21 protein-coding genes, 4 pseudogenes and 1 riboswitch are annotated in these 26878 nt (G+C 54.7%); of the genes and pseudogenes, 11 read left to right on the top strand and 14 right to left on the bottom strand.

Annotated features, from left to right (window positions below; genetic code table 11):
* Positions 1-30 precede the first annotated feature (30 nt).
* The 3 genes from DBR02_RS01160 to DBR02_RS01150 are packed head-to-tail and all read left to right on the top strand — an operon-like array spanning position 31 to position 2946.
* A complete protein-coding gene (locus tag DBR02_RS01160) occupies positions 31-1716 on the top strand; it encodes a sensor histidine kinase (RefSeq protein ID WP_063868324.1) in 1686 nt (561 codons plus the stop codon).
* Positions 1710-2429, top strand: a complete 720-nt coding sequence (gene btsR / locus DBR02_RS01155; RefSeq protein WP_107533377.1) for a two-component system response regulator BtsR — start codon at positions 1710-1712, stop codon at positions 2427-2429. Before DBR02_RS01160 ends, btsR begins: the two co-directional genes overlap by 7 nt.
* A 46-nt stretch (positions 2430-2475) precedes the next feature.
* Entirely contained in the window at positions 2476-2946 is a 471-nt protein-coding gene (locus DBR02_RS01150; RefSeq protein ID WP_063450295.1) for a DUF1456 family protein, read from the top strand.
* A gap of 109 nt (positions 2947-3055) precedes the next feature.
* Here DBR02_RS01150 and metG read toward each other — a convergent pair whose 3' ends face one another.
* The gene (gene metG / locus DBR02_RS01145) at positions 3056-5089 is read right to left on the bottom strand and encodes a methionine--tRNA ligase (protein ID WP_107533376.1); all 2034 of its coding nucleotides are present in this window, start codon (positions 5087-5089) and stop codon (positions 3056-3058) included.
* A gap of 137 nt (positions 5090-5226) precedes the next feature.
* Between metG and apbC the strand changes: the two genes are divergently transcribed.
* Positions 5227-6336: an iron-sulfur cluster carrier protein ApbC gene (apbC, locus tag DBR02_RS01140; protein WP_022648674.1), complete on the top strand. Its 1110-nt coding sequence runs from the start codon at positions 5227-5229 to the stop codon at positions 6334-6336.
* A 95-nt stretch (positions 6337-6431) separates the two neighbouring features.
* On the opposite strand, the pseudogene DBR02_RS01135 reads toward apbC, so the two are convergent.
* A pseudogene (locus tag DBR02_RS01135) lies at positions 6432-6908 on the bottom strand (GNAT family N-acetyltransferase).
* The gene (locus DBR02_RS01130) at positions 6859-7191 is read right to left on the bottom strand and encodes an RcnB family protein (RefSeq protein ID WP_063868328.1); all 333 of its coding nucleotides are present in this window, start codon (positions 7189-7191) and stop codon (positions 6859-6861) included. Before DBR02_RS01130 ends, DBR02_RS01135 begins: the two are co-directional and overlap by 50 nt.
* Before the next feature lie 455 nt (positions 7192-7646).
* Here DBR02_RS01130 and DBR02_RS01125 point away from each other — a divergent pair, with 455 nt between their 5' ends.
* The 3 genes and pseudogenes from DBR02_RS01125 (at position 7647) to DBR02_RS01115 (ending at position 11424) form a co-directional block, all read left to right on the top strand.
* Complete coding sequence (locus DBR02_RS01125) at positions 7647-8777, top strand: polysaccharide export protein (protein WP_107533375.1); 1131 nt, start codon at positions 7647-7649, stop codon at positions 8775-8777.
* On the top strand, positions 8777-9226 hold the full coding sequence (locus DBR02_RS01120) for an arsenate reductase/protein-tyrosine-phosphatase family protein (RefSeq protein WP_107533374.1): 450 nt from the start codon (positions 8777-8779) through the stop codon (positions 9224-9226). Before DBR02_RS01125 ends, DBR02_RS01120 begins: the two co-directional genes overlap by 1 nt.
* Positions 9226-11424, top strand: a pseudogene (locus tag DBR02_RS01115) (polysaccharide biosynthesis tyrosine autokinase). Before DBR02_RS01120 ends, DBR02_RS01115 begins: the two are co-directional and overlap by 1 nt.
* Positions 11425-11468: 44 nt before the next feature.
* Here the strand turns inward: DBR02_RS01115 and DBR02_RS01110 are convergent.
* The 5 genes and pseudogenes from DBR02_RS01110 to DBR02_RS26900 all read right to left on the bottom strand — a co-directional run.
* A complete protein-coding gene (locus DBR02_RS01110; protein ID WP_107533373.1) occupies positions 11469-12935 on the bottom strand; it encodes a pyridoxal phosphate-dependent decarboxylase family protein in 1467 nt (488 codons plus the stop codon).
* 18 nt (positions 12936-12953) lie between these two features.
* The gene (locus tag DBR02_RS01105; protein WP_014884533.1) at positions 12954-14330 is read right to left on the bottom strand and encodes a diaminobutyrate--2-oxoglutarate transaminase; all 1377 of its coding nucleotides are present in this window, start codon (positions 14328-14330) and stop codon (positions 12954-12956) included.
* Positions 14331-14641: 311 nt separating this feature from the next.
* Positions 14642-14943, bottom strand: a pseudogene (locus tag DBR02_RS27135) (hypothetical protein).
* A gap of 62 nt (positions 14944-15005) precedes the next feature.
* A complete protein-coding gene (locus DBR02_RS01095) occupies positions 15006-15422 on the bottom strand; it encodes a Shiga toxin A subunit (protein WP_107535608.1) in 417 nt (138 codons plus the stop codon).
* A 247-nt stretch (positions 15423-15669) separates the two neighbouring features.
* Positions 15670-15780 (bottom strand): annotated as a pseudogene (locus DBR02_RS26900) (type VI secretion system tube protein Hcp); the annotation flags it as partial.
* A gap of 358 nt (positions 15781-16138) precedes the next feature.
* A riboswitch (TPP riboswitch) is annotated at positions 16139-16235 on the top strand.
* A 35-nt stretch (positions 16236-16270) separates the two neighbouring features.
* Here DBR02_RS26900 and thiM point away from each other — a divergent pair.
* The 3 genes from thiM to DBR02_RS01075 are packed head-to-tail and all read left to right on the top strand — an operon-like array spanning position 16271 to position 18627.
* Complete coding sequence (thiM, locus tag DBR02_RS01085; RefSeq protein WP_107533372.1) at positions 16271-17041, top strand: hydroxyethylthiazole kinase; 771 nt, start codon at positions 16271-16273, stop codon at positions 17039-17041.
* On the top strand, positions 17038-17838 hold the full coding sequence (gene thiD / locus DBR02_RS01080) for a bifunctional hydroxymethylpyrimidine kinase/phosphomethylpyrimidine kinase (protein WP_107533371.1): 801 nt from the start codon (positions 17038-17040) through the stop codon (positions 17836-17838). Before thiM ends, thiD begins: the two co-directional genes overlap by 4 nt.
* A 42-nt stretch (positions 17839-17880) precedes the next feature.
* The gene (locus tag DBR02_RS01075) at positions 17881-18627 is read left to right on the top strand and encodes a GntR family transcriptional regulator (RefSeq protein WP_063868336.1); all 747 of its coding nucleotides are present in this window, start codon (positions 17881-17883) and stop codon (positions 18625-18627) included.
* Here the strand turns inward: DBR02_RS01075 and DBR02_RS01070 are convergent.
* From DBR02_RS01070 to DBR02_RS01060, 3 genes are read right to left on the bottom strand one after another with little or no spacing between them, the layout of a single operon-like run.
* Positions 18601-19554, bottom strand: a complete 954-nt coding sequence (locus tag DBR02_RS01070; RefSeq protein WP_107533370.1) for a PfkB family carbohydrate kinase — start codon at positions 19552-19554, stop codon at positions 18601-18603. The two genes, DBR02_RS01075 and DBR02_RS01070, sit on opposite strands and share 27 nt — an antisense overlap.
* On the bottom strand, positions 19551-20555 hold the full coding sequence (locus DBR02_RS01065; protein WP_063450280.1) for an ADP-ribosylglycohydrolase family protein: 1005 nt from the start codon (positions 20553-20555) through the stop codon (positions 19551-19553). Before DBR02_RS01065 ends, DBR02_RS01070 begins: the two co-directional genes overlap by 4 nt.
* Positions 20552-21829, bottom strand: coding sequence for a nucleoside permease (locus tag DBR02_RS01060; RefSeq protein WP_003859236.1), 1278 nt, complete (start codon positions 21827-21829; stop codon positions 20552-20554). Before DBR02_RS01060 ends, DBR02_RS01065 begins: the two co-directional genes overlap by 4 nt.
* Before the next feature lie 248 nt (positions 21830-22077).
* On the opposite strand from DBR02_RS01060, the gene fbaB reads away from it, so the two are divergent.
* Positions 22078-23130, top strand: coding sequence for a class I fructose-bisphosphate aldolase (fbaB, locus tag DBR02_RS01055; protein ID WP_022648654.1), 1053 nt, complete (start codon positions 22078-22080; stop codon positions 23128-23130).
* 87 nt (positions 23131-23217) lie between these two features.
* Here the strand turns inward: fbaB and yegS are convergent, their stop codons facing one another.
* From yegS to DBR02_RS01040, 3 genes are all read right to left on the bottom strand, one after another.
* Positions 23218-24117: a lipid kinase YegS gene (gene yegS, locus DBR02_RS01050; protein ID WP_107533369.1), complete on the bottom strand. Its 900-nt coding sequence runs from the start codon at positions 24115-24117 to the stop codon at positions 23218-23220.
* A gap of 248 nt (positions 24118-24365) precedes the next feature.
* Positions 24366-25727: a prephenate-dependent tRNA uridine(34) hydroxylase TrhP gene (trhP, locus tag DBR02_RS01045; protein WP_063868340.1), complete on the bottom strand. Its 1362-nt coding sequence runs from the start codon at positions 25725-25727 to the stop codon at positions 24366-24368.
* Between the two features lie 151 nt (positions 25728-25878).
* Positions 25879-26817 carry a hypothetical protein gene (locus DBR02_RS01040; RefSeq protein ID WP_107533368.1) on the bottom strand — a complete coding sequence of 313 codons (939 nt, stop codon included), beginning with the start codon at positions 26815-26817 and terminating at the stop codon, positions 25879-25881.
* Positions 26818-26878 lie beyond the last annotated feature (61 nt).

The following is a 26878-nucleotide window of genomic DNA, read 5'->3' as shown; positions in this document are numbered from 1 at the left end:
ACGCGTTTTTAGAATATGCGGTTTGTGAGTATGTACGAGTTTAATCTGGTGCTGCTGTTGCTTCAGCAGATGTGCGTGTTCCTGGTCATCGCCTGGCTGATGAGCAAAACGCGCCTGTTTATTCCGCTGATGCAGGTCACCGTACGTTTACCGCACAAGCTGCTCTGCTACGTCACCTTCTCCATTTTCTGCATTATGGGCACCTATTTTGGTCTCCATATCGAAGATTCTATCGCCAATACGCGCGCCATCGGCGCGGTCATGGGCGGGCTGCTCGGTGGCCCGGTCGTGGGCGGTCTGGTGGGGTTAACCGGCGGCCTGCATCGCTATTCCATGGGCGGTATGACGGCGCTGAGCTGCATGATTTCCACCATCGTCGAAGGGCTGCTGGGTGGCCTTGTCCACAGCTATATGATTAAGCGCGGTCGCCCGGATAAAGTGTTCAGCCCCTTTACCGCCGGGGCGATCACCTTCGTAGCGGAAATGGCGCAGATGGCGATCATCCTGCTGATTGCGCGTCCGTTTGACGATGCGTTACACCTCGTCAGCAACATTGCCGCACCGATGATGGTCACCAATACCGTAGGCGCGGCGCTGTTTATGCGCATTCTGCTCGACAAGCGCGCCATGTTCGAAAAATACACCTCGGCTTTTTCTGCCACCGCCTTAAAAGTTGCGGCGTCGACGGAAGGGATCCTGCGGCAGGGATTCAACGAAGAGAACAGTATGAAGGTGGCGCAGGTGCTGTATAAAGAGCTGGATATCGGGGCCGTGGCGATTACCGATCGCGAAAAGCTGCTGGCGTTTACCGGCACCGGCGACGACCACCATCTGCCGGGTAAACCCATCTCCTCGGCCTATACCCTGCGCGCCATTGAAACGGGTGAAGTGGTGTATGCCGACGGGAATGAAGTGCCGTACCGCTGTTCCCTGCATCCGCAGTGCAAACTTGGCTCGACGCTGGTCATCCCCCTGCGGGGCGAAAACCAGCGCGTGATGGGCACCATTAAGCTTTACGAAGCCAAAAATCGCCTGTTCAGCTCCATCAACCGCACGCTGGGGGAGGGGATCGCCCAGCTGCTTTCGGCGCAAATCCTCGCGGGGCAGTATGAACGGCAAAAAGCGCTGCTGACGCAGTCAGAAATTAAGCTCCTGCACGCCCAGGTGAATCCGCATTTCCTGTTTAACGCGCTCAACACGCTGAAGGCGGTGATCCGCCGCGACAGCGATCAGGCCGCACAGCTGGTGCAGTTTCTGTCGACGTTTTTCCGCAAAAACCTGAAGCGGCCTTCGGAGATCGTGACCCTTGCGGACGAGATTGAACACGTAAACGCCTATCTGCAAATTGAGAAAGCGCGCTTTCAGTCACGTTTGCAGGTGTCGTTATCCGTCCCGGACGAGCTGGCGTATCAGCATCTTCCCGCTTTTACCCTGCAACCGATTGTAGAGAATGCCATTAAGCATGGAACATCGCAGCTGCTGGGCACGGGGGAGATTGTGATTTCCGCGTCCCGTTTTAACCACCATCTGGTGCTGGATATTGAAGATAACGCGGGGCTGTATGAAGCCTCTGCGTCAGGCGGTCTGGGCATGAGCCTGGTGGATAAACGCCTGCGCGCGCATTTCGGGGACGACTGCGGAATAACCGTTGCCTGTGAGCCAGACCGCTTTACCCGAATTACCTTACGATTGCCGCTGGAGGAGAACGCATGTTAAGAGTGCTGATTGTTGATGATGAGCCGTTAGCACGGGAAAACCTGCGTGTCCTGTTGCAGGAGCAGAGTGACATTGAGGTCGTGGGTGAATGTGCCAATGCGATTGAAGGCATCGGCGCGGTGCATAAGCTGCGTCCGGACGTCGTATTTCTCGATATTCAGATGCCGCGCATCAGCGGGCTGGAGATGGTCGGCATGCTTGACCCGGAGCACCGTCCCTATATCGTCTTTCTGACCGCCTTTGACGAGTACGCCGTAAAGGCGTTTGAAGAGCACGCGTTCGATTATCTCCTGAAACCGATTGAAGAGAAACGGCTCGAAAAGACCCTGGCCCGTTTGCGGCAGGAGCGTACCGTACAGGATGTGTCGCTCCTGCCGGACCATCAGCAGCCCCTGAAGTTTATCCCCTGCACCGGACACAGCCGGATTTACCTCCTGCAAATGGACGACGTTGCCTTTGTCAGCAGCCGTCTGAGCGGGGTGTACGTTACCAGTGCCGAAGGCAACGAAGGTTTTACCGAGCTGACGCTGCGCACGCTGGAAAGCCGCACGCCGCTGATCCGCTGCCACCGTCAGTATCTGGTGAACATGGCGCACCTGAAGGAGATCCGTCTGGAAGATAACGGCCAGGCCGAGCTGGTGCTGCGCGCCGGACAGACCGTGCCCGTCAGCCGTCGCTACCTGAAAAGTTTGAAAGAGGCGATTGGCCTGTAAAACTGGTACACTGCGCGCCATTGCATCATCGACATTCGAAGGCTCTATGCTAAGTAACGATATTCTTCGTAGCCTGCGCTACACCCTGAAGGCGAACAACAATGACATGGTGCGCATTCTTGCGCTTTCCGATATGGAATCCACGTCCGCCAGTTTCGACACCTGGATGACCAAAGAAGATGAAGAGGGCTTTGTTCGCTGCCCGGACATTATTCTGTCGGGCTTTCTGAATGGCCTGATCTACGACAGACGCGGCAAAGATGCGTCTGCGCCCGAGCTGGCGCTGGAGCGTCGGGTGAACAACAACACGGTGCTCAAAAAGCTGCGTATTGCGTTCTCCCTGAAAACTGACGACATCCTGGCGATCGTGACCGAGCAGAAATTTCGCGTGTCGATGCCGGAAATCACCGCCATGATGCGCGCGCCGGATCATAAGAATTACCGCGAGTGTGGGGATCAGTTTCTGCGCTATTTCCTGCGTGGGTTGACGCAGCGGATGCACAGCACGAAGGCGTGATTTTTAGCCGGGTGGCGGCTTCGCCTTACCCGGCCTACATAACCCGTAGGCCTGTGCAAGCGTAGCGCCGCCGGGCAAAAAAAAGCCGGATTCTCATCCGGCTTTTTTATTATTTCACCTGCTGACCCGGCTTCGCGCCTTCGTCAGGGCTTAACAGGAAGATGTCTTTTCCGCCCGGGCCTGCGGCCATCACCATCCCCTCAGAGAGGCCGAAGCGCATTTTACGCGGCGCCAGGTTTGCCACCATCACGGTCTGACGACCAATCAGCACCTGCGGGTCAGGATACGCGGAGCGAATGCCGGAGAAGACGTTACGCTTCTCACCGCCCAGATCCAGCGTCAGACGCAGCAGTTTGTCAGAACCTTCCACGAACTCCGCGTTTTCGATCAGCGCCACGCGCAGGTCGACCTTCGCGAAATCATCAAAGGTGATGGTCTCCTGAATCGGATCGTCAGCCAGCGGGCCGGTCACCGGTGCGGCCGCTGCTTTCACCTCTTCCTTAGAGGCTTCCACCAGGGCGTCAACCTGCTTCATCTCGATGCGGTTGTACAGCGCCTTGAAGGTGTTCACCTTGTGGCCGAGCAGCGGCTGCTGGATGACATCCCAGGTCAGTTCGGTATTCAGGAACGCTTCCGCGCGGGCTGATAGCTGCGGCAGAACCGGCTTCAGCCAGGTCATCAGCACGCGGAACATGTTCAGACCCATGGTGCAGATCGCCTGCAAGTCGGCGTCGCGGCCTTCCTGTTTCGCCACCACCCACGGTGCCTGCTCGTCCACATAGCGGTTGGCCACGTCTGCCAGCGCCATGATTTCGCGAATGGCTTTACCGAATTCACGGCTTTCCCAGGCTTCGCCAACCGCAGCGGCGGCGTCGGTGAAGGTTTTGTACAGTTCAGGATCGGCCAGCTCGGCAGAGAGCACGCCGTCAAAGCGTTTGGCAATAAAGCCCGCGTTACGCGACGCCAGGTTCACCACCTTGTTGACGATGTCCGCGTTCACGCGCTGGACGAAATCTTCCAGGTTCAGGTCGATATCGTCGATGCGGGAAGAGAGCTTCGCGGTGTAGTAGTAGCGCAGGCTGTCCGCGTCAAAGTGATTCAGCCAGGTGCTGGCCTTAATAAACGTCCCGCGAGATTTAGACATCTTCGCGCCGTTCACCGTTACGTAACCATGTACGAACAGGTTAGTCGGCTTGCGGAAGTTGCTGCCTTCCAGCATCGCTGGCCAGAACAGGCTGTGGAAGTAAACGATGTCTTTGCCGATAAAGTGGTACAGTTCGGCATCGGAATCTTTCTTCCAGTATTCGTCGAAGCTTACGGTGTCGCCGCGCTTGTCACACAGGTTCTTGAACGAACCCATGTAGCCGATTGGCGCATCCAGCCATACGTAGAAATATTTGCCCGGCGCGTTCGGGATTTCAAAGCCAAAGTAGGGCGCATCGCGGGAGATATCCCACTGTTGCAGACCGGACTCGAACCACTCCTGCATTTTGTTCGCAACCTGTTCCTGCAACGCACCGCTGCGGGTCCACGCCTTCAGCATTTCGCTGAAGGACGGCAGGTCGAAGAAGAAGTGCTCGGAGTCTCGCATCACCGGCGTCGCGCCGGAAACCACGGATTTCGGTTCGATAAGCTCGGTCGGGCTGTAGGTCGCGCCGCACACTTCGCAGTTATCGCCGTACTGGTCCGGGGATTTACATTTCGGGCAGGTGCCTTTGACGAAACGGTCCGGCAGGAACATACCTTTTTCCGGATCGTACAGCTGAGAAATGGTGCGATTTTTAATGAAACCATTCTCTTTCAGACGGGTGTAGATCAGCTCCGACAGCTCGCGGTTTTCGTCGCTGTGCGTGGAGTGATAGTTGTCATAGCTGATGTCAAAGCCAGCAAAATCGGTCTGATGCTCCTGACTCATTTCGGCGATCATCTGTTCCGGGGAGATCCCCAGCTGCTGCGCTTTCAGCATGATCGGCGTGCCGTGGGCATCGTCCGCACAGATGAAGTTCACCTCGTGGCCGCGCATTCGCTGGTAACGGACCCAGACATCAGCCTGGATATGCTCCAGCATGTGGCCGAGGTGGATTGAGCCGTTGGCGTACGGCAGGGCGCACGTTACCAGAATTTTCTTCGCGACTTGAGTCATAGTAGGCATTACTTCTTTTAACTGTGAAAAGGGTTTTCGATATTACCAAAAGGGGCATTATTAAGTAAGCACAAACCGCGGCCTTTCAGGTAAACTTGTTGGCCTAAGGTCTTATTCACAAGAACAAAGGAGTCGGGATGAGTTCTCAATCCCAGGCCAAATCACCGGAAGCCTTACGAGCAATGGTCGCCGGGACGCTGGCTAATTTTCAGCATCCAACCCTGAAGCACAATCTCACGACGCTGAAAGCGCTTCACCACGTCGCATGGCTGGACGATACGCTGCACATCGAGCTACAGATGCCGTTCGTCTGGACCAGCGCTTTTGATGCCCTGAAAGAGCAAACCAGCTCTGAGCTGCTGCGCATTACCGGGGCAAAAGCGATTGACTGGAAGCTGAGCCACAGCATCGCCACGCTCAAGCGCGTGAAAAATCAGCCGGGCGTTAACGGGGTGAAGAACATCATCGCCGTCAGCTCTGGCAAGGGTGGGGTGGGTAAATCCTCAACCGCCGTTAACCTGGCGCTTGCGCTGGCGGCAGAGGGAGCGAAGGTCGGCATTCTGGATGCGGATATCTACGGTCCGTCCATTCCAAACATGCTGGGGGCGGAAAACCAGCGTCCAACCTCGCCGGACGGCACCCACATGGCGCCGATCGTGGCGCACGGGCTGGCGACCAACTCCATTGGTTACCTGGTGACGGACGATAACGCAATGGTCTGGCGTGGCCCGATGGCCAGCAAAGCGCTGCTGCAAATGTTGCAGGAGACAATGTGGCCTGACCTTGATTATCTGGTGCTGGACATGCCGCCGGGCACCGGGGATATTCAGCTGACGCTGGCGCAGAACATTCCGGTCACCGGCGCCGTGGTGGTAACCACGCCGCAGGACATCGCCCTGATCGACGCCAAAAAAGGCATTGTCATGTTCGAGAAAGTGGAGGTGCCGGTCCTGGGCATCGTCGAGAACATGAGCATGCACATTTGCAGCAACTGCGGCCATCACGAGCCCATCTTTGGCACCGGCGGTGCGGAAAAGCTGGCGGCGCAGTACCATACGCAGCTGCTTGGGCAACTGCCGCTGCACATCACGCTGCGTGAAGATCTCGATAGCGGGAAACCGACGGTGGTCAGCCGTCCGGACAGCGAATTTACGGAAATCTATCGCCAGCTGGCAGGGCGCGTTGCGGCGCAGCTGTACTGGCAGGGTGAAGTGATCCCAAGCGAGATCGCCTTCCGCGCGGTGTAAATCCTTCGCGTCGAATTGCCGGGTGGCGCTTCGCTTACCCGGCCTACAAATGGCACCATCACGCAGGTCGGGTCCGGTGAAGCCGCCACCCGACGTTAACCCAACCGATAGTGCATCAAATAATACTCTCCATCCGGAGAATCCCCCGTCGCCTCAATGTGCCAGCCCTGGCGTTGGTAAAACGCAACCGCCCGCGCATTCTTCACCAGACACTTCAGCGCGCCTGTACTGGTAAACGTCTTCTGAACCTGTTCAAGGAGCCGGCTCCCGACCCCGAGATGTTGATACTGCGGGTCGACAAACAGGTTGTGCAAAAAATTATCGTTTACCCAGACGGAGGCGAAACCCACTCTGTGACCGTCGTGGATCGCAACCCAGATCTGCTCGTCACGCGTTGCGGCGTCAAAATCTTCAAGCTGCCATTCAGAACCGTCCAGCCATGGCTAGGCAGCGCGTCGTGCATGCAGGTACAGCGTGCGCAGAAACGGCCGATCGTCTTCCTGCCAGGGCCGGATCATGGTATCAGCGGTGATAGAAGATATCTCCGTTATAGGCTTTATGGATTTTGCCATCCGCATCGCCAATCAGAACGTAGTTTTCGCCCATGTAGGTCCAGTGCGTACCGGCATCCGGCGCGGGAAGGTTACGCAACTGGTACTGTTTGATGGTGTACTCAGGCGTCTGATACTGCGCGGGCGCCGTATCGCCAATCTTAAATTTGGTGAAGTCGGCGATGAACTCCTGCTCTTCATAAGCCTTAATGCCGGAAGGCGCGGCGGCCGTTTGCGGGGCTGCGAATGCGGAGCCCGCCAGAGACAGTAATACACCCAGAAGCACCAATTTACGCTTAGCCATTTTTTCTCCAGTGATATCGTTACGGATACGCTTGTCTGCGGAGGACAGTGCGGCAGACAGCCCATTTTAAGTATCAAAACAGGGTGTGTTTGAAAAAAAATGTAACAAAAGTGAACGGTTTTGTGTAGTGCCAACGGTTGTGAGTATTATTGATATGAATGCATGCTGGTGGGAATAATTCATTGTAATTATCGTTTTGCTGAATTAATTCTGAAAATACATTGTTGCCGTAATTTTATAAACTGTAGATCGTGCATTTTTTTACAGCAGGCTTTAAGATTTTCAGGAAGATTATATTTTAATTAATTGCCCGTCACGGATCGGACAATTCGTTACTTCACTTTTAGATTACGTTTAAGTATTCCCTTGAAAAGACAGTTATTTCAAGCGTGGGTTAGCGCAGGGCTGCGCCCCGTCGGGCGTTCGCCACGAGCAGGGATGATAAGTATATATAAATGAAAAACACAACAGCATTATCTGTAATATTCTTAGCAATAAGTCAGTTGGCGGGATGCGTAATTTCTCCTGGCCAAACGTTAAGTTCCGCAGGCAAAAAAATAATCGCGCCGGCCGATCTTAATAATAGCTTAGATAAACAAATCGAAATTTATCCACTTACGCCCGGATTAATTGAGAAACTACGTCCAGCAGCGGCAAAATCTCAGGCAAATCCTAATCTTGATGAGCAGGTCAAAAACTGGGAATACCGTATTGGAATCGGTGACATCCTGACGGTCACCGTCTGGGATCACCCGGAGCTTACTACGCCCGCAGGACAGTATCGCAGCGCAAGCGATACGGGAAACTGGGTCAATGCCGACGGCACGCTCTTTTACCCTTACGTGGGCAAACTGCACGTGGCGGGAAAAACGGTTTCCGAAGTGCGCGAGGAGATCACCGCGCGGCTGGATAACGTCATTGAAAGCCCTCAGGTGGACGTCAGCGTTGCCGCTTTCCGTTCGCAAAAAGCCTACGTCACGGGAGAAGTGGCGAAATCTGGCCAGCAGGCCATCACCAACATTCCGCTGACGGTAATGGACGCCGTTAATGCCGCCGGTGGGCTTACTGCCGATGCGGACTGGCGGAACGTGGTGCTGACTCACAACGGTCAGGACTCCCGACTTTCCCTGTACGCCCTGATGCAGCATGGCGATTTAACCCAGAATAAGCTGCTCAACCCTGGCGACATCCTGTTTATTCCCCGCAACGATGCGCTGAAAGTATTCGTGATGGGCGAGGTTGTTAAACAGAGCACGCTGAAGATGGATCGCAGCGGCATGACGCTGGCCGAAGCGCTCGGCAATGCCGGTGGCCTGGACCAGAATATGGCCGATGCCACGGGTATTTTTGTTATTCGCTCGGTACGCGAGTCCGGGAAAATTGCGAATATCTATCAGCTGAATGCAAAAGACGCTTCGGCCATGGTGCTGGGCACAGAGTTTCAGCTTGAGCCTTATGACATTGTGTATGTCACCACCGCACCGCTGTCACGCTGGAATCGCGTGATAACGCAGCTTGTACCAACGATTAGCGGGGTGCATGACCTCACCGAAACGGTTCGTTACATCAGATCGTGGCCGCAATAATGTTCAAATCGATATTGGTGGTTTGCACCGGAAATATCTGCCGTTCCCCTATTGGAGAACGGCTTTTACGCCAGTACTTGCCCGACAGAGACATCACCTCGGCGGGAATATTTGGCCTTGAGGGTTGCCCGGCGGATGACTGTGCCCAGGACGTAGCATGGCGACACGGGATTTCCCTGGACGGCCATGTGGCACGCAGGTTGACGCCCGGTCTGATGCAGGAGTCCGATCTCATTCTGGTTATGGAGCCGAAACACCTTCACTTTATTTCCGCCATGGCACCGGAGATCAGGGGCAAGTCGCTGCTATTCGGGCAATGGCTGGAGCCGCAGGATATCCCCGATCCCTACCGTAAAAGCCGTGAAGCGTTTGAATATGTGTTCGGACTCTTGGGTAAAGCCAGCCAGGAATGGGCACGTCGATTGGGTCAGAAAGGAATGAAGCATTAATGTCGTCTTACACAACAGACAATTATGGTGCAGCGGCACCGCAACAAAGTGAAATCGATCTTGTCCGGTTGCTCGGCGAAATGATCGACCACCGCGCGATGATTATGTGCGTGACTTTCATTTCTGTCTTATGCGCGGGCCTCTATGCCTGGGTTACGCCGCCTGTTTATCAGGCGGATGCCATGGTGCAAATAGAAAGCAAACAGGATAACAGCCTGCTTAAAGGGTTAAGCCAGCTGGGCTCCGCTGTTTCAACGGATGTAGCCCCTGAAATTTTACTGCTGAAATCACGCATGATCCTCGGCGAGACCGTCGACGACTTAGGTTTGACGTTTCAGGCGAAGCAGCGCGTTTTGCCTGTGGTGGGGCGTCTCTGGCAACGCCTGCAAGGGCGGGGGCAGGGCAAAATAACCTTAGGCGAACTCCAGATCCCGCAGGTGGAGGGCAATGCGCAGGAACTCATACTGACCGTACAGGAAGCAGGAAAGTATCACCTGACGGGCGAAAACATTGAGGCTGACGGTTCGGTCGGAAAAATGCTTGTTACGCAAGGGATCGTTTTGCTGGTGACCTCGATTGACGCTGAGCCTGGCACGCAGTTTTCGCTTAAAACGCTGACGCGCCTGGAGACAATCAACGCCCTGAAAAAGAGCCTCACGGTTGCGGAGTCGGTGAAACAGAGCGGTATCGTGACCTTAACCCTGACTGGCGACGATCCTGACAAAATTGCCAGGGTGCTGAATACGATTGCTGAGAATTATCTCCAACAGAATATCGCGCGTCAGGAGGCTCAGGATTCTCGTAGTCTGGCTTTTTTACAAAAGCAGTTGCCCAAGATCAGAACGGAACTGGATCAGGCTGAAGCGCGGCTGAATGCCTACCGGGCGCAGCGCGACTCGGTGGACCTCTCTTTAGAGGCAAAATCCATACTGGATCAGGTTGTTAACGTCGAGAATCAGCTAAATGAGCTGACGTTCCGTGAGGCAGAGATCTCGCAGCTCTTCAAAAAGAATCACCCCACCTACCGTGCATTGCGTGAAAAGAGACAAACCCTTGAGCGGGAACGCGAGCGTCTGAATCAGCGGGTATCAGCAATGCCCTCCACGCAGCAGGAGATTTTACGCCTGAGCCGGGACGTTGAGTCAGGCCGCACGATCTATTTACAGCTACTGACGCGCCAGCAGGAGCTGAATATTTCCCGCTCCAGCGCTATCGGGAACGTGAGGATCATTGATAAGGCGGTTACGCTCCCGGATCCAATAAAGCCGCGAAAAGCGTTAATCATCGTTCTTGGCGCACTGTTCGGGCTCATGCTCTCAATGGGCGGCGTGCTGGTACACATGGCGTTTAAACGTGGGATTATGCTCTCCGAACAGCTGGAAATGCATGGAATTCCGGTTCTGGCTACGTTGCCTCGTTCCCAGTGGCTGTGGAAAAAAACGCATTTGCGCAGAAAAATTCCGTTTACCCGTCACTGAAAGCACAAAACGCTGGACGTGCCGTTCCTGCCTGTCGATCGGCCTGCTGATATGTTTGTCGAAGCGGTTCGGGGGCTGCGCACCAGCCTGCATTTCTCCATGATGGAGGCTGAGAATCGTATCGTGATGATTTCTGGCCCTACTCAGGACTGCGGTAAAACGCTGGTGGGGACGAACCTGGCGGCTATTGCCGGACAGAGCGGTCAGCGGGTGCTGTTTATCGATGCGGATATGCGCCAGGGCTATGTTCATAACATTTTTGGCCTGGATAACCGCCATGGGCTGTCCAGCGTGCTTGAAGGTAAATGCGACTGTACAGAGGTAATTCAGCGCTTCGAGAAGGGGGGAATCGACGTCATTACCTGCGGCCCGGAACCGCTGCGACCGCTGGAGATGTTGTTAAGCGAACGGTTCCTGGCCGTTATGTCATGGGTTAACGAGCATTATGACATCGTCATCATCGATACCCCGCCAGTGCTGGCCGTCACCGATGCGGCGCTGGTTGCCAGAGCAGCCGGAACGACGCTGATGGTGGCCCGTTTCGATAAAACCAGCGTGAAAGAGATGGAGAATACCATTAAACGTCTGCACCGCGTTGGCGTAAAGGTCAGCGGAACCATTCTTAACGATATTGTTAAGTCCGCAGCGCTGTTTTACGGCTCTGAGTGTAGCCAGTATGAATATGGTTATGGTTCGAAGAAAAAGCGGGGCGAGCACTAAGGCGGGGAAAATAATCCCTCTCCCGGGCGGGAGAGGGATAGGCATTACTTCGCCAGGACTTCCTCTGCGGTACGCTCAACCAGAGACAGCAGGACTTTGATGTCCTCCAGCGTCACGGTTGGGTTCAGCAGGGTCAGCTTCAGGCAGGTGACGCCGTTATGCTCGGTCACACCGACGTTTGCACGGCCAGACTCCAGCAGCGCGTCACCAATTTTCTGGTTCAGCAGGGCGATACCCGCGTCGTCCATCTGCACCTGTCCACGGAAGCGGAACAGCACGCTTGCCAGCTGAGGCTGCATCACCAGTTCCAGAGCAGACTGCTCTTTCACATAAGCCGCAACCTGCTGTGCCAGCGTCACGCCGTGGTCGATGATGGCCGCGTATTGCTCCTGACCCAGCGCTTCCAGGCTCATCCACAGTTTCAGCGCGTCGAAACGGCGCGTGGTTTGCAGAGACTTGGAGACCAGGTTAGGCACGCCCGCTTCTTCGTCGAACTCAGAGTTCAGGTAGGCCGCCTGGTAGCGCATCAGCTCATAGTGACGGGCTTCTTTCAGCAGGAACGCGCCGCAGCTGATGGTCTGGAAGAACTGCTTGTGGAAGTCCAGGGTGACGGAATCCACCAGCTCGATGCCGTCCAGGTAGTGACGATACTGCTCAGACATCAGCAGCGCGCCGCCCCAGGCCGCGTCAACGTGTACCCAGATGTTCTGCTTCGCCGCCAGTTCAGCAATGGCACGCAGCGGATCGATAGCGCCGGCATCGGTAGTACCTGCCGTCGCGACGATGGCCAGAATCTGCTCCCCGTTCGCGTTGCACTGCTCGATTTTCGCCGCCAGATCGGTCAGATCCATGCGGGAGAACTCGTCGGTTTTCACCTGCACTACGGACTGATAGCCCAGGCCCATCAGCGCCATGTTTTTCTGCACGGAGAAGTGTGCGTTTTCCGAGCACAGGACGCGGATTTTACGCAGATCGCCTACCAGACCGTCCTGCTGAACCGAATGGCCCTGACGGGCGAAGAACGCGTCGCGCGCCAGCATCAGGCCCATCAGGTTGCTCTGGGTGCCGCCGCTGGTGAAGACGCCCGCGTCGCCAGCCTGATAACCCACGCGGGTACGCAGCCATTCGATCAGTTTGATCTCAATAATGGTTGCGGACGGGCTTTGATCCCAGGAGTCCATACTCTGGTTGGTGGCGTTAATCAGCACTTCCGCTGCCTGGCTAACCACCAGGCTTGGGCAGTGCAGGTGCGCCACGCACTGCGGGTGATGAACGGACAAACTGTCTTTCAGGAAGAACTCCACGGCGCGTTCAATCGCCGCTTCGTTGCCCAGCCCTTTCGGGTTGAAATCCAGCTTAATACGGTCGCGCAGCTCCGCGACCGTTTTGCCCTGATACATCTCAGGCTGTTTCAGCCACTGCATCACAGCCTGAGTGCTTTGTTCAATCGCCTGCTGGTAAGCTTCAATGCTCTGCGCAGAGGAGAACAAAATTGGGTTTGAATCAGACATCGTATTCAACAACTCCGGTTACGCCGGGCGAACGCCCGCAGCAAGCAGCGCCTGCTCGAATTTATCCAGGAAGATTTTCAGCTCTTCGTCGCTGATCAGCAGAGAAGGCAGCAGACGCAGAACGATACCGTTACGGCCGCCACGCTCCAGAATCAGACCGGCTTCGAAGCACTTCTTCTGGATCAGCGCAGACAGCTCGCCGTCGCCAGGGAAGCAGCCCATGTGGTCAGCGGCTTCATGCGGCTTAACGATCTCGATACCGATCATCATGCCCAGACCGCGAACGTGGCCGATGACCGGATAACGTTTCGCCATCTCTTTCAGCTGGCCCTTCAGCCATTCGCCCTGTGCGGCCACTTTGCCCGCGATGTTCTGGTCTTTCAGGATCTTCAGCGTCGTCAGGCCGGTTGCCATTGCCAGCTGGTTACCGCGGAAGGTGCCGGTGTGGTGACCAGGCGCCCATGCATCGAACTGCTTCTTGATGCCGAGTACAGCCAGTGGCAGACCGCCGCCAACCGCTTTAGACATCACGATGATGTCTGGCTCGATGCCTGCGTGTTCGAAGGCGAAGAATTTACCGGTACGGGCAAAGCCAGCCTGAACTTCGTCGAGGATCAGCAGAATGCCGTGTTCCTGAGTCACTTTACGAATGCGCTGCAACCACTCAGCCGGAGCCGGGTTCACGCCGCCTTCACCCTGAACGGCTTCCAGGATCACCGCAGCAGGTTTACGCACGCCGCTTTCGACGTCGTTAATCAGGTTATCGAAGTAGTAGGTCAGCGCCTTCACGCCCGCTTCACCACCGATACCCAGCGGGCAGCGGTACTCGTGCGGGTAAGGCATGAACTGCACTTCAGGCATCATGCCGTCAACCGCTTCCTTCGGAGACAGGTTACCGGTGACGGACAGTGCGCCGTGGGTCATACCGTGGTAACCACCAGAGAAACTGATGATACCGCTACGACCGGTCACTTTTTTCGCCAGCTTCAGCGCAGCTTCAACGGCGTCAGCGCCGGATGGGCCAGTGAATTGCAGGCAGTACTCTTTGCCCTGACCAGGCAACAGAGAGAGAAGATATTCTGAAAACGCGTCTTTCAACGGCGTGGTCAGATCCAGGGTATGTAACGGCAAGCCGCTGGTAATGACATTTTGGATGCTTTTCAGCACATCAGGATGATTGTGGCCAAGCGCGAGGGTGCCTGCACCTGCTAAACAGTCAAGGTATTCTTTATTATCTGCATCGGTGATCCACACGCCTTCTGCTTTCGTGATCGCTAAAGGCAGTTTGCGCGGATAACTCCTGACGTTAGATTCAAACTCGGCCTGACGGGCCAGATAGGTTTCGTTGCTTTTGTGGGCATCTACGGTGTCAATACGGACTTTATCCGTCATCATATCACTCCTACAACCGCCGCTTCGTTATGAGCAACGATTGAATAAAAAGTTAAAAAACAGATGGGGCCTGAAAAAAACGCCGCCAATATAGAGCCTTTTGTCACCGGGCTCAATGGTTAATTTGTTTACTGTTTTGTGACACAGGGCACAGGGGAGGGGGTAACCTCATTTTCTGGCAAAAACTTGCAGTTTATGGCGAGTAAAAACAGTGACTTAGATATGAAATGTCAGCATTGTAAAATCAGACAAAAGAGTGTGGCAAATTGTGCGACTGGCAGGCTAAAAGGAGGCGGGGAGCCTCCTTACGCTGTTTATTTCTGGGTAATGCTTAAAACGCCGTGTTCGCGTCCCTTCGTTTTATTCCACGACGCGTCCGTAATGCCGTTCTCATCCAGGCTTAGCGATATCACAAAACCATTACCGTGAATCTCATAAAAATTGGCGTTCAGGCGTTTAATGCTGGCTTTTTTGCCGAATTTTCCGCTTTGGTTTGGCTGATATCACATGAGCCATTGCCAGCGCTCATTTGCGTGCACCCCGAGCGCTCTAACTGAGCACGATAGTGTGCGTTAATGGCGTGTGCAGGCGAAACTGACTTTAAAGACTTATGCATAGTTAGGAAGTTGTTATATGAAGTATAGAGTTTAGAAGAGGGGCCATGATAGCCCCTAAGGCTTAGAATTGTCGTGAGAGAATGATGTAACCGTTAAATCTAATGCTACATTCATCCTTGTTCATTAAACTGGATGCAATGAATACATCCTTTTTAGCATCCTTATTGATATATGTATATTTTGCTGTAATTGTTTTCACGTCGTTTTCAAAATAACTGGATAAGTAAATTTTTTTATATATAGCTAATGTTTTATCCTTGCTCTGATCTTTAGCATAATCAATTTTTGCTAAAGATTCTGCATAAGTTTTTGAGACTGGGGAAACGTCTATCAGTTCTACCTTTGCTTTGGTTTCATCTATAGTACTCGTATCAATTTTTAACTCATTTGATAGAGCATCAAACAAGGTTGATTCCATAAACAAGCCAATTGCAGCACAACCAGGAGATTTGGCATGGACTAAAATAGGTAGTAACATTAATGAAAATATTAACTGTTTCTTGAGCATAGTTAATCTTCCACTACTAATATTTTATCTTTGCTTGCTGCAATAATTTTTCTGTACGGAAGATTTAAAACGATACAACCATCTGAGGCTTCTCCCGGATGCGCTGAACTATCGCCGTATATCATGAACCCATCACGCCCACACATCTGATTTTCTACATAGGGCGTAAGTCTCATTGTCCAGCCTTTGGTTTTGCGGTGATAGAAAGCCGATCCGAATGCATAAGTTCTATGATTTCAATCGAACCCTCCCGACCTTTTACATCAACAGAGCCTTTAATCTTATTTCCATCATCGTCTGTTAACCATAGATAAACAGGTACAGCCATTTAAAATCCCTCTTGTTATTTATTGATGTTGAACGCCAATCGTACAGCGCGTGACAGAAGGGAGGAAGTAATTTATTCAGGAAAGCATTTATAGTCAAAAGAATGGCTAAATATATCAAGCTTCGATTTAGATCATAAATTGAATAGGCCGAGAAGTAAGGTTAAGTGAATAAGTGAACGATAAAGTACATGCATTAAATACTTTCAACAATATTTTAGTACATTATTATATGTTTTATTTATCTATCGCATCCTAACTGCCTTGCGTAAATCACTTCAAAAAATCTTGCACCCTACCTGCGGCCCCGGTTACACTAAACACCTAAAATTATTTATGATTAAATAATTGTTTTATAAGTAATTTGACTCGGGGTGCCCTTCTTTGTGAAGGCTGAGAAATACCCGTATTACCTGATCTGGATAATGCCAGCGTAGGGAAGTCAGATGCCTACCCGGTCATCGCTTCTTCACGTACGGCAGGAGCGAAACCATGCAGCCTGACCTGCTCGATTCACACGTTTTATATCAATTCCGAACCCGTTCCCCGCTCACGCACTGTATGACTAACGATGTCGTGCAGGCCTTCACCGCCAACGTTCTGCTTGCGCTCGGTGCGTCCCCGGCAATGGTGATCGAAGCCGAGGAAGCGGAACCGTTCGCCGCGCTTGCCGATGCTCTGCTCATCAACGTTGGCACGCTCACCGCGCCGCGCGCCGAGTCGATGCGTCGGGCCATTGAGAGTGCGGTTGCTGCGGGCACCCCCTGGGTTCTGGACCCGGTCGCGGCTGGCGCGCTGGCGTTCCGCACCCGTTTTTGCCAGCAAATCGTATCGCTTAAACCTGCTGCCATTCGCGGCAATGCCTCCGAAATCCTGGCCCTTGCCGGGATGAGTGCGGGCGGTCGCGGGGTAGACACCACCGATACGGCTGCAAGCGCCTTGCCCGCCGCGCAGGCGCTCGCCCGCCAGACCCACGCCGTTGTGGTGGTCACAGGGGAAGTGGATTACATCACCGACGGGCAGCGAACCCGTACGGTCGCGGGCGGCGACCCGCTGATGACCCGCGTGGTGGGAACAGGCTGCGCGCTCTCGGCGGTCGTCGCCGCCTGTTGCTCACTGCCTGGCGACAGGCTTGATAACGCGACGGCAGCCTGCGGTTTTATGAAGCGTGCAGGATCGGCTGCTCTGTCTCAAAGCCAGGGGCCCGGCAGCTTTGCCTCTGCGTTTCTGGATGCGCTTTACGCGCTGGAGGCACAGGCATGAATCGCATCAATGCCCTGACTATTGCGGGAACCGATCCAAGCGGCGGAGCGGGGATCCAGGCAGATCTGAAAACTTTCTCTGCGCTCGGCGCTTACGGCTGCTCGGTTATCACCGCGCTGGTGGCGCAAAACACGCGCGGCGTACAGTCGGTGTATCGCATTGAGCCGGATTTTGTCGGCGCGCAGCTGGATTCGGTATTCAGCGACGTACGTATCGACACCACCAAAATCGGCATGCTGGCAGAAGCAGACATTGTTGAAGCGGTAGCAGAACGTCTTAAACATTACCGGATAAAAAACGTAGTGCTCGATACCGTAATGTTAGCCAAAAGCGGCGATCCGCTGCTCTCCGCCTCTGCTGTCGACACGCTGCGTAAAAAGCTGCTGCCGCAGGTGGCGCTGATCACGCCCAACCTGCCCGAAGCCGCCGCGCTTCTGGAAGCGCCGCACGCGCAAAACGAACGTGAAATGAAAGAGCAGGGCAATGCGCTGCTGGCGATGGGGTGTAGCGCGGTGCTGATGAAAGGCGGTCATCTTGATGATGCAGAAAGCCCGGACTGGCTCTTCACCCGCGATGGCGCGCAACGTTTCACCGCGCCGCGCGTACAGACTAAAAACACACACGGCACGGGCTGTACGCTCTCTGCCGCGCTGGCGGCGCTGCGTCCCCGTCACGCGAACTGGGCGGATACGGTGCAGGAAGCGAAGGTCTGGCTCTCGGGCGCGCTGGCAAAAGCCGATTCTCTGGAAGTGGGTCACGGTATTGGGCCGGTTCACCATTTTCATGCATGGTGGTAAGCCGTATACTGGCATGAAACCTCATGCCAGAGAAAAACAGAGATGGAACAAGCGCATACCCGGTTAATTGCCCAGCTCAAGGAACGAATTGCCGCACCGGACAACACGCCGCTGTATCTGAAATTTGCCGAAACGGTCAAAAACGCGGTGCGCAGCGGCGTGCTCGCTCACGGGAATATTTTGCCCGGCGAACGTGACCTGAGCCAGCTTGCCGGCGTATCGCGCATTACGGTGCGTAAAGCGATGCAGGCGCTGGAGGAGGCCGGGGTCGTCACCCGTGCGCGCGGCTACGGCACGCAAATCAACAATATCTTTGAATATTCGCTGAAAGAGGCTCGGGGGTTTTCCCAGCAGGTGGTACTGCGGGGCAAAACGCCCAACACGCTGTGGGTGAATAAACGCGTGGTGAAGTGCCCGGAAGAGATCGCCCGCCATCTTTCCCTTACGCCGGAAAGCGACGTGTTTCTGCTTAAGCGCATCCGCTATGTGGACGACGATGCGGTATCCATTGAGGAGTCCTGGGTACCGGTAGGGTTAATTCCCAACCCGGACGATATTGGCGTCTCGCTTTATGATTACTTCCGCAGCCAGAATATCTTTCCGCAGCGCACCCGTTCCCGCGTCAGCGCCCGGATGCCCGACAGTGAGTTTCAGACGCATATAAAGATGGACGATAAGATACCGGTGCTGGTGATCAAGCAGGTCGCGCTCGATCAACAGCACCGTCCCATTGAGTACAGCATCAGCTACTGCCGCAGCGATCTATACGTCTTTGTGTGCGAGGAGTAGTGCGTCGCGCGTGGGGGCGCAGTCTCCACCGCGATGGCTGACGACCCAGGCGGCTACGGCATTGCCAAGCTGCACCGACTCCGGCAGTGACCATCCCGCTGCCAGCCCGGCAAGGGTGCCTCCCGCATGGCTGTCACCCGCGCCGATGGTATCGACCACGTCAGCAGGAAACGCCGGAACGTGTCCGGAGGCGTCACCGTCATACCAGATCGCCCCGTCTTTATCCTGGCGCACGATCAGCGCAGCGCTAAAACGCTGCTGCCACTGTTTGCCGAGTTGCTCCACGTTCACGCCAAGCCATTCAGCGGCAAGCTCTGCCTCCTGACGATTAAGCGAGACAATCGGTTTGCAGGCCATCATCCGCGCCATCAGCGGGTCGGGGATATCCGCAATACGCGGACCGAAATCAATAAAGAGCGTCACATCCTGAAGACTTTCCACCCAGGCCGTCAGCAGCTCGCCGCTGGGCGACGCCAGCTGGTAGCCGGACAAATAGATCAGGCTTTTCTCCGGCACGCTTAACCCGTCCAGCCAGCGCTGCTGCCACTGATTCTCCACGCCGCTGAACGACATAAAGGTGCGTTCACCGTCAGGCTCCACCAGCGCCAGACACCAGCCGTTATCACCCGTTTCCGCTTCCACGGTGCTGTGCAGATCCTGCTTCGCCATGGCGTTACGGATAATATCGGCCCATACGCCGTGGCCCACGGGAAGCGCGTTTTGCGCAGCAATGCCGAGCCGCTTGAGGCCGATGGCGATATTCAGCGCGCAGCCGCCAATATTCACGCCCTGTTGCTTCAGCTCGATATCACACCCGCGCCAGGGCAGGGCGTAGGCGTCGGCAATCACGTCGATCACCGCCGCGCCCAGCACCGTTACCGGACGCGTGGCGTGAAGCGTTTCGAGACGGCGGGCAAAAGCACTCATACACCCTCCCTTTGCTCCCGGAAGTGCAGCAGCTTGTCGCAGTAGTGGCCGAAATCAAGCCGGTTGACGGCATCCAGTTCGCGCCTGAGCGCCGGATCAATGGCCTGTATACCGTGCAGCGCGCCGCAAATGGCGGTTGCCATCGCGCCGATAGTGTCGGTGTCACCCCCCAGGTTGGCGCATAAAAACGCGCAGCGGTTCGGGTCGGTTCCCGCCAGTTCGACCATCGCAATGGCCGCCGGAACGGACTCCAGGGTACTCGTGCCCGCGCCAATAAGCTGATAGATCTGCTCGCTGGCGGATTCCGTACCGTTGGCTTCGCGCACGGTTTTCAGGGCCAGCTCAATGCGTGCCGAAAGCGATGCGCTGAAGGTGGTCGTGTTGGCCTCCTGGGCCGCGCGGGCAATACCCGGCAGGGCGTCAGCGATGTTCTGCCAGCGCTCGCCGTCGATAGCGCGCGAAACCGCCCACGCGATGACCACCGCACCGGCGATGGCGAGATCCGATTTATGGGTCGGGCTGGAGGCTAACGCAACCTGTTCCACAAAGTGCGTCAGACGCGTGGCCGGCAGCAGGCAGCCCAGCGGGGAGGCGCGCATCGCGGCCCCGTTGGTGACGCCGTTATTTTCCAGCTCGCTCACCGGCCTGCCGTCGCGGATGGCGTTCAGGGCAATTTTGGAGGTCGGGCCAAGCACATTCTTATTGAACGCGTCGAAATCCAGCGCCCAGTTCAGAATATGCTTACCGATAACGTCAGGATTAATGTCCCCGTCGCATTCGATAATCGCATCGGCCAGGCACAGCGCCATGGATGTATCATCGGTAAACTCCGCCTGCCTGAAGTAGCAGGCGGCATTATTCTCGGCCGGGCCGGGTAAGAAACGGTCGATCCAGCCGAAGTGTGCTTTTACCCGCTTGCGCGGCCACAGCTCCGACGGCATTCCCATCGCATCCCCTAACGCCTGCCCGTAAAGGGCACCGAGAATACGGTCTTGTTTCATTTAACTTCCCCTCGTGTCAGCGCGGTATCGCCATCAACCACCTCAATTGCGGTGATCTCTTTATCCGATTCGCGGAAAAACAGCATAAACAGCACGGCAATCACCACAATCATGATTGCACCAAACGTCCACATTCCGGCCCAGTTGAAGGTCAGCCCATTCACCGGCTCTTTATATGCGAACATTTTTTCCATCATCACGCCGCCGAGACGGTAACCCAGCAGGCTACCAAAGCCCTGACAGCACAGCGTGATCAAGCCCTGCGCCGCGTTGCGCATATGCACGGGCGCTTTTTTATCCACGTAGATGTACGCGGTGACGTAATAGAAGTCATAGCTCACGCCGTGCAGCAGAATGCCGAGGAACAGCAGCGCGTAGGTGAAGTACTGCTCGGCGCCACCGTAAACAAAGAAGCCGTAGCGAATGGCGGCGGTGATCAGGCCCAGCAGCAAGACCTTCTTAATACCAAAGCGTTTGGTAAAGAACGGCAGGGCGAGCATGAAGAAGATTTCAGAGAACTGGCCGAGGGTCATCCAGCCGGTGGCGTTTTTCATCCCCACTTCGGTGAGATAGCCGTTGGCAAAGATGTAGTAGAAGGCCAGCGGCATGGCGAACAGGAACGAGCAGAAGAAGAACACCAGGAAGTTTTTGTCGCGCAGCAGGATCAGCGCGTCCAGCCCCAGCATGACTTTGAAATCCAGCTTGCCGGTGCTCTTCGGCGGGGTATTCGGCAGGAACAGCGCGAAGACGCCGAGCAGAAGGGAGCTGGCTGCGGTCATCAGCAGGGGAATATTGGTGTCGGAGATGTCGCTATAGCCCATCATCTGCGGCAGGAAGCCGCACGCCAGGCCCGAGGCAATCCAGCCGATGGTGCCCATCACGCGGATGCGCGGGAAATCGGCCTCCACGTCATCGACGTTCGCAAAGGCGATACTGTTGGTCAGCGCGATGGTCGGCATATAGGTCAGGGAGTAGGCCAGCAGCAGCGGGAAGAAGGTGCTGAACTGGGTTTGCTGTGCGGCGAAGTACATCAGGATCGCGCCGGCGAACATCAGCACCGCCAGCACCTTCTGGGCGGCGAAGAAGCGGTCCGTCAGCGAGCCGACCAGGATGGGCGAGAGGATCGCGGCGATGGCCGTACAGGCATACGACCAGCCGATTTCGCCGGCAGTAAACCCGCTCTTGCTCAGCCACAGCCACAATGGCACAAACCACGCGCCCCAGATAAACCATTCAACGAACATCATGAATGACAGTTGGACTTTCGTTTTCATTTTTTAATCCTGCATGTCAGAGGTACGCGGTTAACATACCATGTGATAATACCTTTTAAATACCTTTAAGGCGATTGTATGATCAGTGTAACAAAAATGTTGTACACGAAACGAGCCAGCAGATTGTGCTTAAAAAAGTTGCAAATGGTGGAAAATAGAGTAAGTCGGTACCAGGCTTAGTCTGCCTGCAAAAACGTGGGTTTGGATCACACGCTCCGACATCACGTCGGACTTACGGGAGCATCACTATGACTGATATTGCGCAGTTGCTTGGCAAAGACGCCGACAGCCTTTTACAGCATCGTTGTATGACCATTCCAGCCGACCAGCTTTACTTGCCTGGCCATGACTACGTTGACCGCGTCATGGTCGACAACAACCGTCCGCCTGCCGTACTGCGAAACATGCAGACGCTATATAATACCGGACGCCTGGGCGGAACCGGGTACCTCTCTATTCTGCCCGTTGACCAGGGCGTTGAACACTCTGCGGGGGCGTCGTTTGCCGCGAACCCGCTCTACTTTGATCCGAAAAACATCGTCGAGCTGGCGATTGAGGCGGGCTGTAACTGCGTGGCCTCCACCTATGGCGTACTGGCCTCCGTGTCGCGTCGCTATGCCCACCGCATTCCGTTCCTCGTCAAGCTGAACCATAACGAAACTCTGAGCTACCCAACCGAATACGACCAGACGCTGTACGCCAGCGTCGAGCAGGCGTTCAATATGGGCGCGGTGGCGGTCGGGGCGACGATCTATTTCGGCTCTGAACAGTCGCGTCGTCAGATAGAGGAGATCTCCGCAGCGTTCGAGCGCGCCCACGAGCTGGGCATGGTGACCGTGCTGTGGGCCTATCTGCGCAACGGGTCGTTCAAGAAAGACGGCGTGGATTACCACGTGTCTGCGGATCTGACCGGTCAGGCAAACCACCTGGCGGCGACCATCGGCGCGGACATCGTGAAGCAGAAAATGGCCGAGAATAACGGCGGCTATAAGGCGGTGAATTTTGGCTATACCGACGACCGGGTCTACAGCAAGCTGACCAGCGACAACCCGATCGATCTGGTGCGTTACCAGCTGGCGAACTGCTACATGGGCCGCGCCGGGCTGATTAACTCCGGCGGTGCGGCAGGGGGTGAAACCGACCTGACCGACGCGGTGCGCACGGCGGTGATTAACAAACGCGCGGGCGGCATGGGGCTGATCCTCGGCCGTAAGGCGTTCAAAAAATCCATGGCCGATGGCGTGAAGCTGATCAACGCGGTTCAGGACGTCTATCTGGACAGTAAAGTCACGATCGCTTAAGTCTTTTCCCTCACCCTAACCCTCTCCCCAACGGGGAGAGGGGACTGTTCCGTGCATACGGGAAGAGGGCCGCCACCCGGCAACACGTCAGCGCAAAAGCTGACAGTCCGGCGGCAACCGGCACTGCAACGCGCCGGGCAAAACTTCGATGCGGAATCGCTCACCGCTGAGCGGCTCTCCGTCAAGGTTAAAGGTCATGCCGTGGGGGGCGATCACCTCAAACCACGCGGATGTGCCGTCGATGATGTTGGGGCTCTCCTCCGGCTGCGTCAGCGTCGTAAACAGCGCGGGCAGCAGCCCGTCGCCGGTAAAAATGCGCAGCTGTAGCTGACCGTCATTAATCAATGCTTCCGGGCAAAGCTGCTGTCCGCCGCCCGCCTGCCGCCCGTTGCCGATGCCAATCACCAGCGCGTTGCCCTGCCAGTGGAAGTTCTCACCGTGGATTTCACAGCTGTCGGGCTTGAGCGTGTCCATGCGCATCAGGCCGTGGATGAGATACGAGACGCCGCCCAGCGCGGCCTTCAGCTTTTCCGGCGTTTCGCTGGTGATCCGCGTGCCGAAACCGCCCGTCGCCATATTTATAAAGCAGGTTTTTTCATTCACCTGAGCGATATCGACGGGGGTCGCTTTACCGAGGATGGCCAGTTGCAGCGCTTTTCCTAAATCCTCAGGTATGCCGGCGCTGGTGGCAAAATCATTGGCGGTACCGAGCGGTAAAATGCCCATCACCGGGCGATCTGCTGTGTTGAGGTCAATCAGCGCGCCGGCGATTTCGTTGATCGTTCCGTCGCCGCCGCCGGAAATAATGGTTTCAGCGCCTAACCTGATGCCCTCGTCGATATAGCGTGCAGCATCGCCTTTTTCAAAGGTCACCCGCACGTGAATGCGCGCGCCATCTTCACGCAATTCGGTAATCGCCTGACGCAACAGATCGTTGCCTGCACTTTTGCCGTTGAGAATTAATACACTGTCTGGATAGGTTGCCATCCGGTTTGCTCCCTTTTTTAACTATAGAAAGAGTGTATCCCAGAGAAGAACAAAGCGGGTAAGAACAGGATGAAAGGCAAAAAATAAGCCCGCGTAAGGGAGATTACGCAGGCTAAGGAGGTGGTTCCTGGTACAGCTAGCATTTATGGGTTATGTTTTTCAGCGGGGGGATAATACCCGTATTGAACGAAGCGGTATGTGATCCGATTCTAAGAATTATCCCAGCGTGAAAAAATCCCGTTGATTGACTATTTGCCGTGTGGATTTCGGGTATTTTCACCTTCAAAATTACGCATCAAAAGCGCAAACTCCAGCTCTACCTCTTCAGGAACCGGCAGCCAGACCACATGGCCATCGCCCGGTGCGACCTCAATCGCCTCACCTTTTTTGTTTTCCAGGTGCTCCAGGCGGAAGTTCATGTTGCCCTGCGGCGTCATCAGCTCCAGACTGTCGCCTTTGGTGAATTTGTTTTTTACGGCAACGGCAGCCAGCGGGCCTTTACGCTCGCCGGTGAAGTCACCGACAAACTGCTGGCGTTCAGAAATCGAGTAGCCATGCTCGTAGTTCTGGTAGTCGTCGTGGGTGTGACGACGCAGGAAACCTTCGGTATAGCCGCGATGCGCCAGACCTTCCAGCGTTTCCAGCAGGCTGGTGTCGAACGGTTTACCGGCGGCGGCATCGTCGATGGCTTTGCGATATACCTGCGCGGTGCGGGCGCAGTAGTAGTAGGACTTGGTGCGGCCTTCGATTTTCAGCGAGTGCACGCCCATCTGGGTTAAACGCTCCACGTGTGCGATGGCGCGCAGATCCTTCGAGTTCATGATGTAGGTGCCGTGCTCGTCTTCAAAGGCGGTCATGTACTCGCCCGGACGTTTGGCTTCTTCAATCATAAACACGCTGTCGGTCGGCGCGCCGATACCCAGCGTTGGCTCAACGTTGGTGACCGGGATCGGCTCGTGCTTATGCACGATGTTCCCGATCTCATCCTCTTTGCCTTCCTGAACGTTATATTCCCAGCGGCAGGCGTTGGTGCAGGTGCCCTGGTTCGGGTCACGCTTGTTGATATAGCCAGAGAGCAGGCAGCGGCCGGAGTAGGCCATGCACAGCGCGCCGTGGACGAAGATTTCGATCTCCATATCCGGCACCTGGGTGCGGATCTCTTCGATCTCTTCGAGAGACAGCTCGCGAGACAGAATGACGCGGGTCAGCCCCATCTGCTTCCAGAATTTCACCGTCGCCCAGTTGACGGCGTTAGCCTGCACCGAGAGGTGAATGTCCATCTCCGGGAAGTTCTCCCGAACCAGCATGATTAAACCCGGGTCCGACATGATCAGCGCGTCCGGCCCCATCTCCACGACCGGCTTCAGGTCGCGAATGAACGTTTTCAGCTTGGCGTTGTGCGGCGCGATGTTCACCACCACGTAGAATTTTTTGCCCAGGGCATGCGCTTCGTTAATGCCGAGCTGAAGATTCTCGTGGTTGAATTCGTTGTTACGCACGCGCAGCGAGTAACGCGGTTGGCCCGCGTAGACGGCGTCGGCACCATAGGCGAAAGCGTAACGCATATTTTGCAGCGTTCCCGCCGGGGAAAGGAGTTCCGGTTTAAACATGTTTGTTCTCGTTCTGATGACAGGTCAGATCCGCATACACCTGGTGCAGCGGTAAGGGGAGATCCCCCACTTTAAGGGCGGGCATTGTAGCGCTGCGGGGCGAGGAGGTAAAGCGCCTCACCCCTTTCAGATGACATAATACTTCGTATCTTTAAACCATTAGCGATATGACATACATACACAAATATATTAAAGTCAGTAGAATAATACCGGCGATAAGAATGAAACCAATGGCATTCATCGTAGCCGTTCCAGAATACTTGACTGTCCAGATGGCAACCGTTCGAATGTTATGCAGTATTTTTGTGATCATATAGCTGATGAAAACAATAAGCAGCGTCAATTGTGTAAACATGGAAAGGTAAAACATGATCGCCTGCGGAATGAAGTAGTTAGATATTGCCCCTTTTGAGGTAAAGATAATCATGGTTTCGTTATCGATGAAATCCAATGAAGACCGTATCACTTCCAGCGGGTTCCATGTCATAACAGGTCTGTCTTCAAAATACAGGCCTTGCTGGATATAGAGGTCCTCAATCGAAACATTTTTAAGGTGGGTGATGATAAGTGTAAATGAGAGCATAACACCCAGAACAATTGAAGAAAAATAAACAATCGATTTTACAGACGAAAACCCTTTCGATAGACTTGCGTTAATGTAAGCTCTGATAAGATAAATTGACATCACATCAAGCAGTAAAGAGTACCAAAAGCCAAAATGAATAAAGTCATGTAATGCAACTTTAATGGTCAATGGTAGATGTTGAGGAATGATGTGCTCAGGATTTCTAAAAGTCAGCACCCAGAGATACCAAACTACAAATAAGATACTGGAATATAAAACCAATAAAAACGGTATGGTAATTAATTGCCTTTTTGAGTATGCATGATTACCGAATGCCAGGAAAAAAGCGCTTACCCATTGCTCGGAAAACTTGGTTATTCTGTTTTTTTTAGGTATGAGGAGTTCTATTTTTTGTATTGCTTTTGTTTTCATTTTTTTATTATAAGCGAATAACCCCAAGAAAAGGCTGGCAACGCTTATAGCTGTGGTGATGATAATGAATAAAGTACCAATAACATTTTGCATTTCTTGAAGCCGTAATATTGTGATTTATTTCGTTTTTAACATCAAACAATACAATTAGCAA

Origin of the sequence: Enterobacter cloacae complex sp., assembly GCF_900322725.1 — a bacterium.
Taxonomy (GTDB): domain Bacteria; phylum Pseudomonadota; class Gammaproteobacteria; order Enterobacterales; family Enterobacteriaceae; genus Enterobacter; species Enterobacter quasihormaechei.
The sequence above is the reverse complement of the archived record's forward strand: the minus strand, read 5'-3'. Positions and strand labels throughout refer to the sequence as shown.